Here is a 15,399-nt window from a genome sequence, read left to right as displayed (position 1 = left end):
CCCCGCTGAGGTGCAAGAAAGGCCCGGGTCTCCTTGACCGGGGCCTCTCCTGCCGCTCTCGTGTTGTGTTCTGTGTTACGTGGTGGTCAGAGAGTCCACGTACTCCTGGTTCTCGGAGATCCACTTCGCCACGATCGGCTCGTAGTCCTTGCCGTCGTAGTCGACGAACATGGCCTTCTCAAGCGAGTACAGCTTGTCGAGGTCCATGTCGAAGCCCTTGATCCACTCGGTGGCCTGCGGAAAGTCCTCGGCGAAGTCGGACTTGGCGTAGCTGTGGAGCGACTCGGTGTTCTTCAGGGTTCCCTTGGGGTCCTCGAGGGTCTTGATCGGCAGTGAACCGTAGGCCCAGTGCGGCTCCCACAGGGTGACGACGATGTTCTCGCCGGCCTTGGTGGCCGCGGTCAGCTCGGTGAGCATGGCTGCGGTCGATGAGGTCAGGTATTCCATGTCGTCGAGGCCGTAGGCCGGGATGACCTTCTCAGTGGTGGCCTTGGTCAGGCCGGCTCCAGGTTCGATTCCGACGATGCGGTTGCCGAACTTGTCGGCGTTCCTGGCCAGCTCGTCGAGGGAATCGATGGGGGCATCCTTGTTGACGGCGATGGTCAGGCGGGATTCCTCGTTCCATGCGCCGAGGTCGACGATGTCATCGCCGTACTCCTTCACGTAGGACGCGTGGGTCTCCGGCATCCAGACATCCATGTTGATGTCATAGTCTCCGGTGGAGAGACCCGAGTAGACGGGGGCAACGTCGGCGTATTCCAACTCCGCGTTGTAGCCCTTCTCGTCGAGGATGGCCTTCCACAGTTCGGAGACCGCGACGCCTTCATCCCAGCCGTTGAACACGGCGATGGTGATGTCTTTCTGGTCCTTGTTCCCGTCGCCGACGACGGCGGCCTCGGCCGAGGCGCAGCCGCTGAGTGCGAGGAGCCCAACGGCTCCGAGGGCGATGAGGGACAGTGATCGGTTTTTCATATTGTTTCCTTTCGTGTCGCCTGGTGGGCGACCGGGGCAGAATCAGAAATCAGGAGGTCGGGTGCGCGGCGCACTGGCTCAGGCGGCCAGGGCTTGCTGGGCGCGGCGCTTGCGGGCCGACATGATTCGACCGAGCGGGGTGTCGCCGGTGCCGAGTGCGGCGGTCAGGCGGTCAAGGAAGATGGCGAGGATCACCACGGCGAGGCCGGCTTCGAAACCGAGTGCGACGTCGATGCGGTTCAGGCTGGCGACGACATCCGCTCCCAGCCCCCCGGCACCGACCATACCGGCGATGACGACCATCGACAGGGAGAGCATGATGACCTGGTTGATACCCGCCATGATCGTCGGCATCGCCAGCGGAAGCTGGATCTGCCGGAGGATGCGCCAGGGCGAGGCGCCGAAGGCCTGCCCGGCCTCAACCACTTCTCGGTCGACTCCGCGGATGCCCAGCTCGGTGAGGCGGACTCCCGGGGCCATCGCGAAGATGATGGTGGCCACGATTCCGGGCACGACGCCCACGCGGAACAGAATCAGCGCGGGAATCAGGTACACGAAGGCCGGCATGGTTTGCATGAAGTCGAGAATCGGCCGGATGATGTTGGACGCCACCGCGGACTTCGCCGCCAGGATGCCGAGCGGCAGGCTGAGGGCGATCGCGAGCACACTGGCGACCAGCACCAGTGCGAGGGTGTCCATGGCGTTCTCCCACTGGTCGACGCCGACGACGACGATCAGACCGAGGACGGTACCGACCATGAATTTCCAACCGCGGGTGGCCAGGGCCAGCCCCGCCGAGAGCACGATGATCACCCAGAAGGGCGGCGCCACCAGGAGGAAGTCGACCAGTTCGTAGGCACCGTCGAAGACGGCCCGGATGAAGTCGAATAAGAACCCGAACGTGTCGGTGATCCAGTCGATGAACCCCTCCACGAGAGTACCCAGAGGAAGTCGGAAGTCGTTCACAGGTCGGCTCCTTCCAGAGCGGTGTCGCGGAGGGTTTCGGTGATCACGCTGATGGAAATCGTGGCTGCGGGCTCGATCACGGGCACGTCCCCCGTATTCGTGCTCACGTTGCCGAGCGCGGCCAGCAGGGTCACCCGCGGGATGACGCCGAGCAGACGGTTCTTCTCATCGACCACGGCGATGGCCAGATCACTGCCGACCGAGGGTTCGACCAGGTCGACCAGCGGGGTGTCCGGGTTGACGGAGATCGCATCCGTGCGCACTATCGCGCGCAGATCGGTCTCGCCGGCCTTGACCTGCCCCAGCACGTCGCGATCGCGCACCACACCGGCGAAGGTGCGGTCGCGGTTGAGCACGAAGGTGGCGGAGGTCTGCAGGTCGCGCATGGTGCGGAGCGCAGCTCGGGGACCGCCGGTGATCGTGACCACGGAGCGCACGGGCTCCATCACGCTGGCCGCGGTCAGCACCCGGGCGCGGTCGACATCCTGCACGAACTGAGCGACGTAGTCGTTCGCCGGGTCGGTCAGGATCTCCTCGGGGGTGCCGATCTGAACGATGCGACCATCGCGCATGACCGCGATGCGGTCGCCGAGGAACATGGCCTCGTTGAGATCGTGGGTGATGAAGATGATGGTTTTGCCGAGCTCGGCCTGCAGCTCGATCAACTGCTCCTGCATTTCGCGGCGGATCAGCGGGTCAAGGGCCGAGAACGCCTCATCCATCAGGAGGACGTCGGTGTCGGCGGCGAGAGCCCGGCCGAGGCCGACTCGCTGCTGCATTCCGCCGGAAAGCTCGGACGGCAGGCTGTCGGCCCAGCCGTCGAGCCCGACGAGGCGGATGATGGTGCGCGCCTTGGCGAGCCGCTCCTCGCGGCCCATGCCCTGCACCTCGAGTCCGTAGGCGACGTTGTCGATCACGGTGCGATGCGGTAGCAGGGCAAAGTGCTGGAACACCATGGAAATATTGGTGCGGCGCACCTCGCGCAGCGCGGCGGCGGAGATGCCGGTGATGGCCTGGCCGGCCACCGTCACGCTGCCAGAGGTGGCGTCCAGTAGCCCGTTGAGCATGCGGATCAGGGTGGATTTGCCCGAACCGGACAACCCCATCACCACGAAGATTTCGCCGCGGTGAACCTCGAATGAGGCGTCGATAACGGCGGCGGTGCCCAGCGAGGACACCTCATCGCGGCTGGCTCCCGCGGTTAGCTTCTTGACGAGCTCGTGCGGACGACGCCCGAACGCTTTGTACAGTCGATCTGCCTTCACGGCAATAGTTTCGGTCACGGATTCTCCCGGTGCACGCCGGGCGGGGCCGAATCACGGCCGACGGAACGGATGCACGCTGTGTCGGACGGGTAGGCCGTGACCGGCCTCGACGCGATGGAAAGCGTGGGCTGGGGCGATCATGGGGATCGCATCCGTCATGGCCTCACCATACGAAGCGCCGTACCGATGGGGCCGTGGCTGTACATTCGCGTCCTGGTGAAGGGTCGTAAGACCAGCAGTAAGCCTAACACGGGGGTATTTGCGTCGCAGAAGCAGCGATTTCGACGGTTTCGGGTAGCGGGGAGAACCGGCCCTACCGCAGGCCGCGAGACAGCCGCCGCGGAGCATCCGTGCCGGGTCGCGTTCGACGACCCGGAACGGACTCAGGCCTTGAGCGCCGCGATCTGCGCGGACTTCTCGGTCGCGGCGGCCGTTTCGGCGGCGCTGGGCGCACCGTGGTGGGCGATCATCGTGGTCTCGTCGAACGGCTCGTGACGGTCGAGCACCCGGTCGACCTGGGCACGATCGATCTCCTTGGTCCAGGATCCGATCAGCACGGTGGCGACGGCGTTGCCGGTAAAGTTCGTGAGCGCGCGGGCCTCGGACATGAAGCGGTCGATGCCCACGATGAAGCCGACTCCTTCAAGCAGCTGCGGGGCGTGGGCCTGCAAGCCGGCGGCCAGGGTCGCGATCCCGGCACCGGACACTCCGGCGGCACCCTTGGAGGCGATGATCATGAAGGCGAGGAGCCCGATCTGCTCGCCCAGGGCGAGCGGCTGACCCATGGCCGTGGCGATGAAGAGCGACGCCATGGTCAGGTAGATCGCAGTGCCGTCGAGGTTGAAGGAGTATCCGGTGGGAACCGTGACGCCCACGACCGGCTTGGAGACGCCGAGGTGCTCCATCTTGGCGATCAGGCGCGGCAGCGCCGCCTCGGAAGAGGAAGTCGAGAAGATCAGCAGGTACTCTCGGCCGAGATAACGCATCAGCTTGAAGATGCTGATGCCGGTGACGATCTTGAGCAACCCGCCGAGGATGACGACGATGAAGAGCACACAGGTCAGGTAGAAGGCGCCCATCAGGGTGAAGAGGCTGATAACGGCCTGGAAGCCGGTGGCACCGACGACGGCGGCGATCGCACCGAAGGCGCCGATCGGCGCGAGCCACATGACCATGATCAGGATGCGAAAGACCAGGGCCTGCACGTGCGCGATGCCCTCGAGGATCGGCTTGCCGGCGGCTCCCATCTTCTGCAGCGCGAAGCCGGCGATGAGGGCCACCAGCAGGGTCTGCAGGATGTTGCCGGCGGTCAGTGCGGAGAACAGTGTGGTCGGGATGATGCCGAGGAAGAAGTCCGATTCGGCGGCTTCCGGCGGCACGAAGGTGGTCGCGGTGAGATCGAGCCCTGAGCCGGGCTTGATCACGTTGCCCACGACGAGGCCGATCGCCAGGGCGAAGGTGGACATGGTCAGGAAGTAGCCGAGGGCCAGTCCGCCGATCTTGCCGACCGTGGCGGCCTTCGCGATGGAACCGATGCCGAGGATGATCGTGCAGAAGATGATCGGCGAGATCATCATCTTGATCAGGGCGATGAAGATGTCCCCGAGCGGTTTGAGCGAGACGGCGAATCCGCCTGTGCCGCCGAAGAGCAGGCCGACGATGACGCCGAGGATCACCGCGACGATGACCGCCATGTACAGGTAGTGGGACTTGTCAAACTTCTTCGCGGGCTGTGCAGCGCGAGCGCGAGGCAGTGATGCCATAAAAGACTCCTTTGTCTAGTAACTAGGCTGGGGTGAAGCGCTGGTGCGCCCGGACCATCCGTGGTGTGTTTCAGACTGGACGACCGAGGCGCCCGCGTCACTGTTGCGGTCATATTGGTCACGGTCGCGCAAATGGAAGAAGGATGCGATGGGGCAAGGCTGGAGCATTGCGCGCCGCCTGTTCCTGGCGAACGCCCTGGTCATCATGGCGATAACCGTGTTCGCGGGCACCGCGGCCTTCGTGGACGCCCGCGACCGTGGTTTCGTCGCCGCCGAGGAACGGATGCTGTCCGTCGCCAGCGCCATCGCCGACAACCCGCTCGTACTGGAGGCCAGCCGCTCAGCCGATCCCAGCGCGGTGCTCCAGCCGTACGCCGAGCGGGTCACCGCCGACGCCACCCTCGACTTCATCACGATCATGGCGCCCGACCGCACCCGCTGGACCCACCCGACCGAGTTGGAGATCGGCCGCCCCTACATCGGTACCGTCACGCCCGCCCTGGCCGGGGAACCGTTCACCGAGGTGACCACGGGCACGCTCGGACCCTCGGTGCGGGCCGTCGTTCCGATCACCGACGAGCAGGGAGCCGTTCAGGGCCTGGTGGCTGCGGGGGTGAAGACGAGCAACCTCTCCATCGCGCTGAGCGCGCGGCTGCCGGCCGTGCTGGGGGTGGCCCTGATGCTGCTAGCCACGGGCACCCTCGCCGCCTGGCTGCTCGGTCGCTATCTAAGCCGGGTCACGCTCGGCTGGGGACCGGAGCAACTCGCCCAGCTCTTCGTCTACTACGACTCGGTGCTGCATTCGGTGCGGGAGGGTCTCGTACTCGTCACTCTCACGGGCGAGGTCGTGCTCTACAACGATCAGGCTGCCCGGCTGCTGGGCCTGCCGCCGCGCTCACCGACTGAGGGCCGAGCATCCTCCGCCGCCACGCAGAGCCTTGACCGTCTCGACCTTCCCCCAGCGCTCGCCGAGCTACTGAAGAGCGGCCGCCCCGCCACCGACGAGATCCACGTCACCGACACGCGCGTGCTGGTCGTCAGCCAGCTGCCGGCACTGAAACCGGGCAGCGGCCGCACCAAACCCGCGCCGATGGGCTGGGTTGCGACCATCCGCGACCACACCGACCTGCAATCGATGGGCAGCGAGCTCCGGTCGATGCGCACCCTCTCGGATGCCCTGCACGCCCAGACCCATGAGCACGCCAACCGGCTTCACACCATCGTGTCCCTGATGGAACTCGGGCGCGGCGCCGAGGCCCTCGATTTCGCCACCAAAGACCTGGAGCTCAGCCAGCAACTCACCGATGACATGCTCGACTCGGTGGACGAACCGGTGCTCAGCGCCCTGCTGATGGGCAAGTTCGCCCAAGCCAGCGAGCTGGGCGTGCTGCTCACGGTTGAGGCGGCCGGAACCCTCGCCGATTCCGGCCTGACGGCGCAGGACCTGGTCACGGTCGTGGGCAACCTGGTCGATAACGCACTCGACGCGGCCGCCGGCGGCGAGGCACCCCGCCGGGTGCACCTCTCGGTCGGCTCCACGCCCTCGTCGGTGGCGATCGAGGTGGCCGACACCGGGCCCGGCGTCGACCCGGACGCCGTGACCGACATCCTCCGCCGCGGTTACAGCACCAAGGAGCCCGGCAGTTTCGGCCGCGGCCTCGGACTGGCGTTGGTGCGGCAGACGGTCAACCGGCTCGGCGGCAGCCTCAGCATCACCCGCCGCGAGGGGGCCGTGTTCACGGTCACCCTCCCCCGGCAGCCGGAGGAGCCCACTGCGGGCATCGAACCCGACCTCGCGGCGACGATGGGCGGATCGCATGACTGACCGGGACATCCGGGTGCTCGTCGTCGAAGACGAAGCCATTGCGGCCGAGGCGCACGCCGCCTACCTCGGGCGTTTGACCGGTTTCGTGCACGCGGGCACCGTCGGCGACGGCCATTCCGCCCTGCGCGCCCTGGCAACGGCCGTCACCGCCGGGCAGCCCATCGATCTGGTGCTGATGGATATGACCCTGCCCGACCTGCACGGCCTCGACGTGAGCCGACGGATGCGCGCGGCCGGCCTGACCACGGACATCATCGCCATCACGGCGGTGCGCGAACTGCACATCGTGCGCGGCGCCGTGGCGGCCGGCATTGTTCAATACCTGATCAAGCCGTTCACCTATTCGACCTTCGCGCAGAAGCTGGTGCAGTATCGGGACTTTCGGCTTCAGCTGGGCGGCCTGTCCGCGATGACCAGCCAGACCGACGTGGACCTGGCGTTCGCGAGCCTGCGCACGCCCACCGAGCTGCCGCGGCCGAAGGGTCTGTCCGAGGGCACCCTGGGCGCGGTGATCGAGTTCCTGAAGCTGCAGACCGTTCCGGTCTCCTCCAGCGAGGTGATGGAGCAGCTCGGCATTTCTCGGGTGACCGCCCGGCGCTACCTTGAGCATCTGGCCGACACCGGCTCACTCGAGCGGTCGCCGCGCTACGGCACGCCGGGGCGGCCAGAGAACGAATACGTCTGGAAGCGGCTGTAGCGCGCACGTGCAGTCACGGCCGCGCGGTGAGCACTCCTGGCGTGGCTCTCTCAGCGGCCGGCGCGCTCCGCCAGGCCGTGCACGCAGGCGGCCTGGCCGGCGTGCTGCAGGTCGTCGGAGAGCACGCTGACCAGGCGCACCGCGAGTGTGACCGGCGGGGTCCAGCGGGTGTCGACGACCCGGGAGAAATCTGCCGTGGTGAGAGTGGGCAGCCAGGCGATGGTGCGGGCGTGCACCGCGTCGAGATAGCCGGCCAGAACGGATGCGCCGGCGCGCACCTGCCCAACCTCCTCGACGGTTTGGCCGTAGCCGGTGGCCGCCCGCGCGAAGGGAAACGCGAACCTGTCGGCCCAGCCGGCGCTGTCCCAGAGCTGGTCCTCGTTCATCAGCTCGGCCAGGTGGTCATCCTGCACCCGGGTCAGGTGCCAGATCAACCACGCGATGCTGTTCGCCTCCGGGTCGGGCCGAAAGGTCAGCAGCTCTTCGTCGGCATCCACGAGCACGACATGCACGATGCTCCGGACACGTGCGTAGGCCTCGGCGATCAGGTAGCTCGACAGCATCGGTTCTCCTTACGCCGAGTGCCTCGTCAGTGCCTCGGTTGGTGGCCCCGATGTGTCCCGCGTCGGAGCCAGAGTAGCCCCGGCTTGCTACCTGGCGGTGGTCGAGCCTGTCGAGGCCCACCGCCCAGCAGCTGGATTACGGTTGCGCCTGTTTGCTCGGGAGTGCGATCAGGGATTGTTCGGGGTCGACTCCGACCGGCGGCCGGAGCCAGTAGTCGTTACCGGTGCGGATGATGCTCCAGTGCTGATTATGCAACAGCAGGTGGTGCGGGTGGCAGAGCAGTACCCCGTCGGCGGGGTCGGTATAGCCGTTGTCTTTCACCCATTCGTTAATGTGGTGGGCCTCGCTCCAGGCTGGTGATTTGTCGCAGTCGACCCAGCGGCATCCGCCGTCGCGGCCGACGTTGATGATGTCGCCGGATTCACTGAACTGGATGCCGCGGGTTCCGGTGTCGCAGAGGAGCCGGTCGATGGTGTCCTGCGAGATCGGGACCGGGTTTCCCTCGATCTGCCCTGCCTGACCCGCCTGACCCGTTTCGAGGGCCGTTCCGGCCACGATCACTCAAACCGACGGGCGGCGGCCACCGAACACCCGCCCCTGGTCGGCCTCACCGGCGATCTTCAGCAGCTGCACGAAGGCATCCGCGGCGATCTGATCCGTGCTGCGCGAGTCATCCTGCAGGCGTTTCGCCCACGCCGCCTTCTCCTTGTCGACGAAACGCACGCCTCCGCGGCGAGGGTCGGTGACCGAATCGAAGACGGAGAGCACGAATTCGCCGTCTTCGGGAGCGAAGAGCCCATTCAGGCGCACCTTGCCGTTTCCCAGCCGGTACACCTTCAGGAACCGGTCGTCGTAGGCCTGCTTCTCCCGAGCGGCAATGCCGGCTTCGTCGAGGCGGTCGCGCATTCGTCTCGCGAGTTTGAAGACGTGGTCCGCGTTCAGAGTTGAGGCCACGGCGAGGAGAGAATCGGGGGCCGCACGAAGCTTCTCGGCGGTGACCGCGTCGTCGATCTGGCCGAGACCGGAACGGATCGACTCGGCCGCATCGACCGAGAGCATTCCCGCGGTGACTGCCCGGGCGATCGGCGCCTGCCACGACACCTTCTCGACGAACGCCGCGACCGCGGCGGCATCCGAATCGCGCGACTTCAGGACGGCTTAGACGAGCTTTTCCGCCGCCGCGGCGTCGGCCATCATCGAGCCGACCGCGACGAGCTTGAACGCGTCGTTCTTCGTCGAGCCGGTCACCTTCTGGATCAACGCCTGAGGCGAGAGGAACCCCTGCTGCGCGGCCAGACCGGAGTGGCCCGGTTCCAGCCGCGAACGCCGGGCGATGGTCGCCGCCATCCGCGCCGAACGGGTGTCGAGGAGGCGGCGAGCGGCCGCGATCGGCCTCTGACCGGCCAGCACCTCAGCATCGGCGAGGGCCTTATTTTCGGCGAAAACGGAACCGAGGAGGGCGACGGCATCCGTTGCCTGCCTGAGGTCATCCGCGGTGGTTGTCATGTTTCGAAACGAGCAAACATGACATACAGAGTTGAGAGTCTGTCACTTATCTATGGAAGTTTCTAGAAGTCATGTTCGAGGCCTGCGCGGCCACTCCACCCTCTTCCGGTCGGCTAGCCCTCCAGCGACCTGATCAGACGAGCCGGCACGCCACCATGGACGGTGTTGGGCTCGACGTCCTTGGTCACTACACTGCCGGCAGCCACGATTGCCCCGTTGCCGATCGTGACACCGGGCAGGATTGTGGCGAAAGCACCGATCCACGCGCCGTCGCCGACATGGATCGGCTTGGTTACCAGTGGGCCGACTCGGAACTCGCTGGGTCCGATCTCATGCGTACTTGTGACGAAGCGGACGCCCTGGGCCACAGCCGCGCGCCCGATGACCACACGCTCATTGCCGTCGAAGTAGCAGCCCTCATTCACGAACGCGCCGGGTTTTAGAACGACCATTCTGGAGCCAAAGGTGACCCCCTTCAGCACTCTGGAACTTCTGACGTTCATTCCGGCGAGGTGGAGCAGCCGAGACCGATGCGCTCCATTGACGATCAGCGGTGTAGCCAGGAGCCAATTAACGATGATGTCGTGCCAAATTCGCACCGCGTGGGGTCTGTCTTTGGTGGCTCGTGCAGCTCTGATTTTTTCCGCCTGACGATGAAGGTGCTGTTGACTGGATATCAGGCTACCGGGTACAGAAAAGGCCAAGCCTCGTTTGGAACGAGCCTGGCCTTTTTCTGATGGTGCACCCCCCCGGACTTGAACCGGGAACCCACTGATTAAGAGTCAGTTGCTCTGCCAATTGAGCTAGAGGTGCGTGTTTCTCTACTCTCCGACCCAGGGTGACCCGAACCGACTCTAGATACTAACAGCACGATTACCTTCGGCGCCAATCGCGGTACAAACCGGAGAGTCGCGCCAAAATTACTAGTCTTGGTCTGTGACCCAGCCCCAGAAGTACTCCCTCGATGACGACCTCCAGCTCGCGACCGAGCTCGCCGATCTGGCCGACGCGATCTCGCGCGACCGGTTCACCGCGATGGACCTCGTCGTGACGACCAAACCCGACCGCACCCCGGTGACGGATGCCGACCAGGCCGTGGAGCGCGCGATCCGGACCGCCCTGGCCGAGCGGCGCCCGGCCGACGGCATCCTCGGTGAGGAATTCGGCACCGAGGGCACCAGCGTGCGGCAATGGATCATCGATCCGATCGACGGCACAGCCGGTTTCCTGCGCGGCATCCCGATCTGGGGCACTCTGATCGCCCTCGCCGTCGATGGCGATCCGGTGGTGGGGATGGCGAGCTCCCCAGCCCTCGGCAAGCGTTGGTGGGCGCGCACCGGCGGCGGCGCCTGGATGACCGACGAGCGCACGCCGGGCGCCGACCCCGTGCGCCTGGCCGTGTCCGGCGTGGCCAAGCTCGCCGACGCCTCGCTCAGCTACAACAGCATCCAGCAGTGGGACCAGACCGGGCACCTCGACGAGCTGATCACACTGTCCCGCCAGGTCTGGCGCACCCGCGCCTACGGCGACATGTGGTCGTACATGCTCCTCGCCGAGGGTCTGCTCGACATCGTCGCGGAATACGACCTGCAGCCCTACGATCTCGCGGCCCTGGCCCCGATCGTGCAGGAGGCCGGTGGCCGGTTCTCCTCCGCCGACGGCCGGCCCGGCCCCTGGCACGGCAGCGCTCTGGCCACCAACAGCCTGCTGCACGAGCCGGCTCTGCGGGCCCTCGGCTCAGCGACCACCACCACGGATGCACCCGCGTCCCCGAGCGCGCCGACCCGCTAACCGATGATCCCGCCGCGCACGCACCCCGGAACCCTGACCCTGCTGATCGCTGCGGCCAGCGTCCTGACCGCCAGCCTCACCGGCTGCAGCGTGATCGGCGACATGCTGCCGACGCCGGTCCGCAACGTGGCTGCCGTGCCGGCATCCGCTCTCGGAGAGGTCACCGCTGTGGCCGACCTTCTCGTCGGAGACTGCCTACGTGAGGTTTCGGAGGGACTGGACGTGAACGCATCGATCGTTCCGCGGGTTTCATGCGACGAGAGCCACGAGTTCGAGGTATTCGCCCGGTTCCCGGTGCCGGGCGACGCCTTCCCCGGCGACAACGCCGTGACCGCAGTGGCGGAAACCGGCTGCGGTTCCCTGTTCGAGGACTTCGTGCTGCTCGAGTACCGGGCATCGAGTCTGGATTTCGCCTACCTCACCCCCACGGCGCAGAGCTGGGCCGACGCCGACGTCCTGGCCAGCCCGAACGGCCCGGGCAGCCGCGACGTCTCGTGCCTGATCACCGACCCGGCCGGCGCCGTGACCGGCACCCTGGCCGGCGCATCGCGCTGACCCGCGGCCATACTGTTGACCCATGAGGATCAATGCCTTCTCGGATGTCTCCCTGCGAGCGCTCATGTTCCTGGCGACGCTCCCCGACGGCGAGCTTCAGACCTCGCGGGTCATCGCCGAGGCGGTGGCCACCCCGTACAGCCATGTCAGCAAGGCCGTCATGCGACTCCGCGAGCTGGGACTCGTGGAGTCACTGCGCGGCCGTACCGGCGGAGTGAGGATCAGCCCGGTCGGGCGAACGGCCACCGTGGGCTGGCTGCTGCGCCAACTCGACACCCGCGACGATGTCGCCGACTGTGAGACGCCCCACGGTGACTGTCCGCTCAGTGGCGGCTGTGGACTCCGCGGGGGGCTCCGACGAGCACGGGAGGCGTTCTACGCCGAACTCGACGACCTTGTGATCGCGGCTCTCCCCCATATCGGCTTCCCCGCTCCCGTTGTCCTCACGCTGGCACCCCCGCCGCCGCGCCGCGCCGATCGGGGGTAATGGGATACAACCCGATATTAAGCATTTGAAATGATACTTTTGGGTACGTCCCTCAATTGCTTGGAGTTTGCATGCTATCCACCCAGTCACTGCCCCTCATCAAAGCGACTCTGCCCCTGGTGGGCGAGCGCATGCCCGAGATCGCGAAGAACTTTTACGGCCGGATGCTGACCGCTCACCCCGACCTCTTCGACGGCCTCTTCAGCCGCTCCAACCAGAAAAACGGCTCGCAGCAGCAGGCCCTGGCCGGAAGTATCGCCGTCTTCGCGACCTACCTGGTGCAGAACCCCGACACCACGCCGGAGGCCATGCTCTCCCGCATCGCCCACAAGCACATCTCCCTCTCCATTGCGCCCGAGCAGTACGACATCGTCTACAAGTACCTCTTCGAGGCCATCGCCGAAGAACTCAGCGACGTCATCACGGCCGAGATCGCCGGCGCCTGGACCGAGGTCTACTGGCTGATGGCCCACGCCCTGATCAAGATGGAGAAGGGCCTTTACGCCGGTCTCGCCAGCGACAAGCCGCTCGCCCCCTGGGTCGTCGTGAAGAAGGAAGCGGCCGGCACCGACGCCGTCACATTCACCCTGGAGCCGGCCGACGACACTCCCGTGACGCCTGCCCTGCCGGGCCAGTACGTCAGCGTCACGGCCACCATGCCCGACGGCATCCGCCAGGTGCGCCAGTACTCGCTGTCGGCCGGCACGGCCACGACCCGCGTCTTCACCACCAAGCTCGACGCAGACGGCGAGGTCTCCCCCGTGCTGCACCGTGATGTGCAGGTCGGCGACACGCTCATCCTCTCCGTGCCGTGCGGCGACATCACCCTAGATCAGGGCACCGGCCCGCTGATCCTGGCCTCGGCCGGAATCGGCTGCACGCCCAGCGCATCGATCCTGCGCTCCCTGGTGGACACCGGCTCGAAGCGCGAGGTGCTCGTGCTGCATGCCGAGAGCAACCTCGAACGCTGGGCGCTGCGCGACCAGATGAGCGAAGACATCGCACTGCTGGAAGCAGCAGAGCTCGAACTCTGGCTGGAGATCCCGAGCGAGGGCCACCACGAGGGCTTCATGTCCCTTGAGAACGTGTCGATCCCGACGGATGCCTCGGTGTACCTGTGCGGTCCGCTCCCGTTCATGCGCAGCCTGCGCTCACAGGCGCTGGAGTCCGGTGTGCCGGCCGACCGCATCCACTACGAGATCTTCGGCCCTGACCTCTGGCTTGCCGGCGTCTGATCCGCGCGGAATTTCAGCGCAGCCTCAGTGCTCGTCGCCCCATTCGGTGCCCTCGAGGTCGCCGCGCAATGTGCCGGTGACCTCGTCGACCGCCTCGCCCACGGTGCCCGCGAACCGCTCCGGTGGGAACCGTCGACTGAGACCGTAGTCGCGCAGGTGGTCCTTCACCGGACCCTTCATCTCGGCGAAGATCAGCGTGATCCCGCGTGAGGCGAGGAAATCGTCGAGTTCCAGAAGTTCTTCCACGGCGGTCGTGTCGATCTCTGTGATCGGCTCGGCCGCCAGGATGACCGTGTGCACGTCACTCCCTGCCTCGGTGACGACGCGACGCACGAAGTCGTCGAAAATGCCGCCGTTGGCGAAGAACAGCGGCGCGTCGAAGCGCACGATGACGATGCCGGGCAACCGCTCGCCCTCCGGATGACGGGACAGGTCGTGGTACCCGCGCAGCCCACGGATGCGCCCGAGCTCAGCCCGGTAGGGTCGCCAGGCGTGGCTCACGAATGCCCCGAGGGACAGCACGATCGCCACGCCGATGCCCTCGATCACGCCCACGACCACGACACCGAGGAACGACGCGATGGACAGCGCGGCATCCACTTTGTTCATCCGCACGAGGGCGAGGAACCCCTTCACGTCGATCAGACCGGCGGCCGCGACGATCACGACGGCAGCGATGGTCGCCGAGGGCAGGTAGCCGGTGAGTCCGGGCGCCAGCAGCATGAACACCACGATGAGTGCGGCGCCGACCACGCCCGTGAGCTGGGTTCGTGCGCCCGCGCTCTCGGCAACGGGGGTGCGCGAGGACGACGCCGAAATGGGGAAGCCGCCGAGCAGACCGCCCGCGATGTTCGAGGCGCCGATCGCCGCCATCTCCTGACTCCCGTCGACACTCTCGCCGCGGCGCGCGGCGAACGTGCGCGACAGCACGGCCGTATCGGCGAAGGCGATCAGGGCGACGCCGAGGGCGGGAAGGGCGAGCGCGGCGACATCCGCCCAGACCAGACCGCCGAGCGCCGGAGCGGGCAATCCCTGCGGCATCGCCCCGACGACGGGTATGGTGCTGTGAAGCCCGAGTACGGCAGTCAGCAGTGTCGCCAGCACGACGGCCACTAGCACGCCGGGGATCCGAGATCTGCCCCAGGACAGACCCACGATGATGAGCAGCGACCCGAGTCCGAAGAGCAACGCGGTGAGGTTGACTTCGCCCCCGGCGATACCGGCCCCGATTGCGATCACGTCGGCAATCGGCGGACCCGAGTCGATCGAAAATCCCAGCAGCGCCGGCAGTTGGGAAATGATCACCAGGAGTCCGAGGGCATTCAGGTAGCCGACCCGGATGGGCTTGGAGAGCAGGTCGGTCACGAATCCGAGGCGGAGCAGTCCGCCCAGCAGGAGGATCAGGCCGACCATGATCGCGAGAAGTCCCGCCAGGGCCACCGCTCGGTCATCGTCGCCGAGGGCAAGCGGCAGGATCACGGCCGCGATGATCGGCGCCAGGGCCGAGTCGGGGCCGAGCACCAGCACGCGAGAGGGGCCGAACAAGGCATATGCCGCCAACGGAATGATCGTGGCGTACAGGCCGGTCTCTGGCGGCAGGCCGGCCACCTCGGCGTAGCCGATGCCCACCGGGATCAGCAAGGCGGTGAGCACAAGCCCCGCTCTCAGGTCAGGGAGCAGCCAGGCGCGCCGGTAGGTGAGCGCGGTATCGACACCCGGCACCCACTTCTTCACCCACGCAGCCGCCATACCGTTCCTCCCGGCCCTATCTTG

The 15,399-nt window shown here is 66.6% G+C and carries 15 protein-coding genes, 1 tRNA gene and 1 pseudogene; 6 read left to right on the top strand and 11 right to left on the bottom strand.

Features of this window, described 5'->3' with window-relative positions; translation table 11 throughout:
* Nucleotides 1-75: 75 nt before the first annotated feature.
* The 4 genes from E3O54_RS00515 to E3O54_RS00500 all read right to left on the bottom strand — a co-directional run bounded on the left by E3O54_RS00515 (nt 76) and on the right by E3O54_RS00500 (nt 4,966).
* Nucleotides 76-972 (bottom strand): glycine betaine ABC transporter substrate-binding protein, encoded by an 897-nt coding sequence (locus E3O54_RS00515; protein WP_104102829.1) that lies wholly within the window; start codon nt 970-972, stop codon nt 76-78.
* A gap of 78 nt (nt 973-1,050) precedes the next feature.
* On the bottom strand, nt 1,051-1,938 hold the full coding sequence (locus E3O54_RS00510) for a proline/glycine betaine ABC transporter permease (protein ID WP_104102826.1): 888 nt from the start codon (nt 1,936-1,938) through the stop codon (nt 1,051-1,053).
* A complete protein-coding gene (locus E3O54_RS00505) occupies nt 1,935-3,221 on the bottom strand; it encodes a glycine betaine/L-proline ABC transporter ATP-binding protein (protein WP_104102823.1) in 1,287 nt (428 codons plus the stop codon). The genes E3O54_RS00510 and E3O54_RS00505 overlap by 4 nt, the downstream gene beginning before the upstream one ends.
* Nucleotides 3,222-3,586: 365 nt before the next feature.
* The gene (locus tag E3O54_RS00500; RefSeq protein ID WP_104102820.1) at nt 3,587-4,966 is read right to left on the bottom strand and encodes a cation:dicarboxylate symporter family transporter; all 1,380 of its coding nucleotides are present in this window, start codon (nt 4,964-4,966) and stop codon (nt 3,587-3,589) included.
* 148 nt (nt 4,967-5,114) lie between these two features.
* Here E3O54_RS00500 and E3O54_RS00495 point away from each other — a divergent pair, with 148 nt between their 5' ends.
* Together E3O54_RS00495 and E3O54_RS00490 are read left to right on the top strand one after the other, a co-directional pair.
* Nucleotides 5,115-6,791: a sensor histidine kinase gene (locus E3O54_RS00495; protein ID WP_134400709.1), complete on the top strand. Its 1,677-nt coding sequence runs from the start codon at nt 5,115-5,117 to the stop codon at nt 6,789-6,791.
* Entirely contained in the window at nt 6,784-7,488 is a 705-nt protein-coding gene (locus E3O54_RS00490; RefSeq protein ID WP_134341815.1) for a response regulator, read from the top strand. The genes E3O54_RS00495 and E3O54_RS00490 overlap by 8 nt, the downstream gene beginning before the upstream one ends.
* A 50-nt stretch (nt 7,489-7,538) precedes the next feature.
* On the opposite strand, the gene E3O54_RS00485 is transcribed toward E3O54_RS00490, so the two are convergent.
* From E3O54_RS00485 to E3O54_RS00460, 6 genes and pseudogenes are all read right to left on the bottom strand, one after another.
* On the bottom strand, nt 7,539-8,051 hold the full coding sequence (locus tag E3O54_RS00485) for a DinB family protein (RefSeq protein WP_134400708.1): 513 nt from the start codon (nt 8,049-8,051) through the stop codon (nt 7,539-7,541).
* Nucleotides 8,052-8,187: 136 nt separating this feature from the next.
* Nucleotides 8,188-8,607, bottom strand: a complete 420-nt coding sequence (locus tag E3O54_RS00480) for a hypothetical protein (protein ID WP_134400707.1) — start codon at nt 8,605-8,607, stop codon at nt 8,188-8,190.
* 6 nt (nt 8,608-8,613) lie between these two features.
* Nucleotides 8,614-9,153, bottom strand: a complete 540-nt coding sequence (locus tag E3O54_RS00475) for a DUF222 domain-containing protein (protein ID WP_134400706.1) — start codon at nt 9,151-9,153, stop codon at nt 8,614-8,616.
* Nucleotides 9,154-9,210: 57 nt separating this feature from the next.
* Nucleotides 9,211-9,558 (bottom strand): hypothetical protein, encoded by a 348-nt coding sequence (locus E3O54_RS00470; protein ID WP_134400705.1) that lies wholly within the window; start codon nt 9,556-9,558, stop codon nt 9,211-9,213.
* A 128-nt stretch (nt 9,559-9,686) separates the two neighbouring features.
* Nucleotides 9,687-9,836, bottom strand: a pseudogene (locus tag E3O54_RS17235) (DapH/DapD/GlmU-related protein); the annotation flags it as partial.
* 459 nt (nt 9,837-10,295) lie between these two features.
* Nucleotides 10,296-10,371 (bottom strand) — tRNA-Lys (locus tag E3O54_RS00460).
* A 123-nt stretch (nt 10,372-10,494) separates the two neighbouring features.
* On the opposite strand from E3O54_RS00460, the gene E3O54_RS00455 reads away from it, so the two are divergent.
* From E3O54_RS00455 to E3O54_RS00440, 4 genes are all read left to right on the top strand, one after another.
* Nucleotides 10,495-11,349: an inositol monophosphatase family protein gene (locus E3O54_RS00455; RefSeq protein WP_134400704.1), complete on the top strand. Its 855-nt coding sequence runs from the start codon at nt 10,495-10,497 to the stop codon at nt 11,347-11,349.
* A gap of 3 nt (nt 11,350-11,352) precedes the next feature.
* Nucleotides 11,353-11,904 (top strand): septum formation family protein, encoded by a 552-nt coding sequence (locus E3O54_RS00450; protein WP_104102793.1) that lies wholly within the window; start codon nt 11,353-11,355, stop codon nt 11,902-11,904.
* Between the two features lie 22 nt (nt 11,905-11,926).
* Nucleotides 11,927-12,391, top strand: a complete 465-nt coding sequence (locus E3O54_RS00445) for an Rrf2 family transcriptional regulator (protein WP_104171597.1) — start codon at nt 11,927-11,929, stop codon at nt 12,389-12,391.
* A 71-nt stretch (nt 12,392-12,462) separates the two neighbouring features.
* The gene (locus E3O54_RS00440; protein ID WP_104102787.1) at nt 12,463-13,626 is read left to right on the top strand and encodes a globin domain-containing protein; all 1,164 of its coding nucleotides are present in this window, start codon (nt 12,463-12,465) and stop codon (nt 13,624-13,626) included.
* A 24-nt stretch (nt 13,627-13,650) separates the two neighbouring features.
* On the opposite strand, the gene E3O54_RS00435 is transcribed toward E3O54_RS00440, so the two are convergent.
* Nucleotides 13,651-15,375, bottom strand: coding sequence for a SulP family inorganic anion transporter (locus E3O54_RS00435; RefSeq protein ID WP_104102784.1), 1,725 nt, complete (start codon nt 15,373-15,375; stop codon nt 13,651-13,653).
* Between the last annotated feature and the right edge of the window lie 24 nt (nt 15,376-15,399).

It is taken from the genome of Cryobacterium sp. TMT2-4 (assembly GCF_004402575.1).
Taxonomy (GTDB): Bacteria; Actinomycetota; Actinomycetes; order Actinomycetales; family Microbacteriaceae; genus Cryobacterium; species Cryobacterium sandaracinum.
Note: the sequence above shows the minus strand (reverse complement) of the source record. Positions and strands in the feature narration are given on the sequence as shown.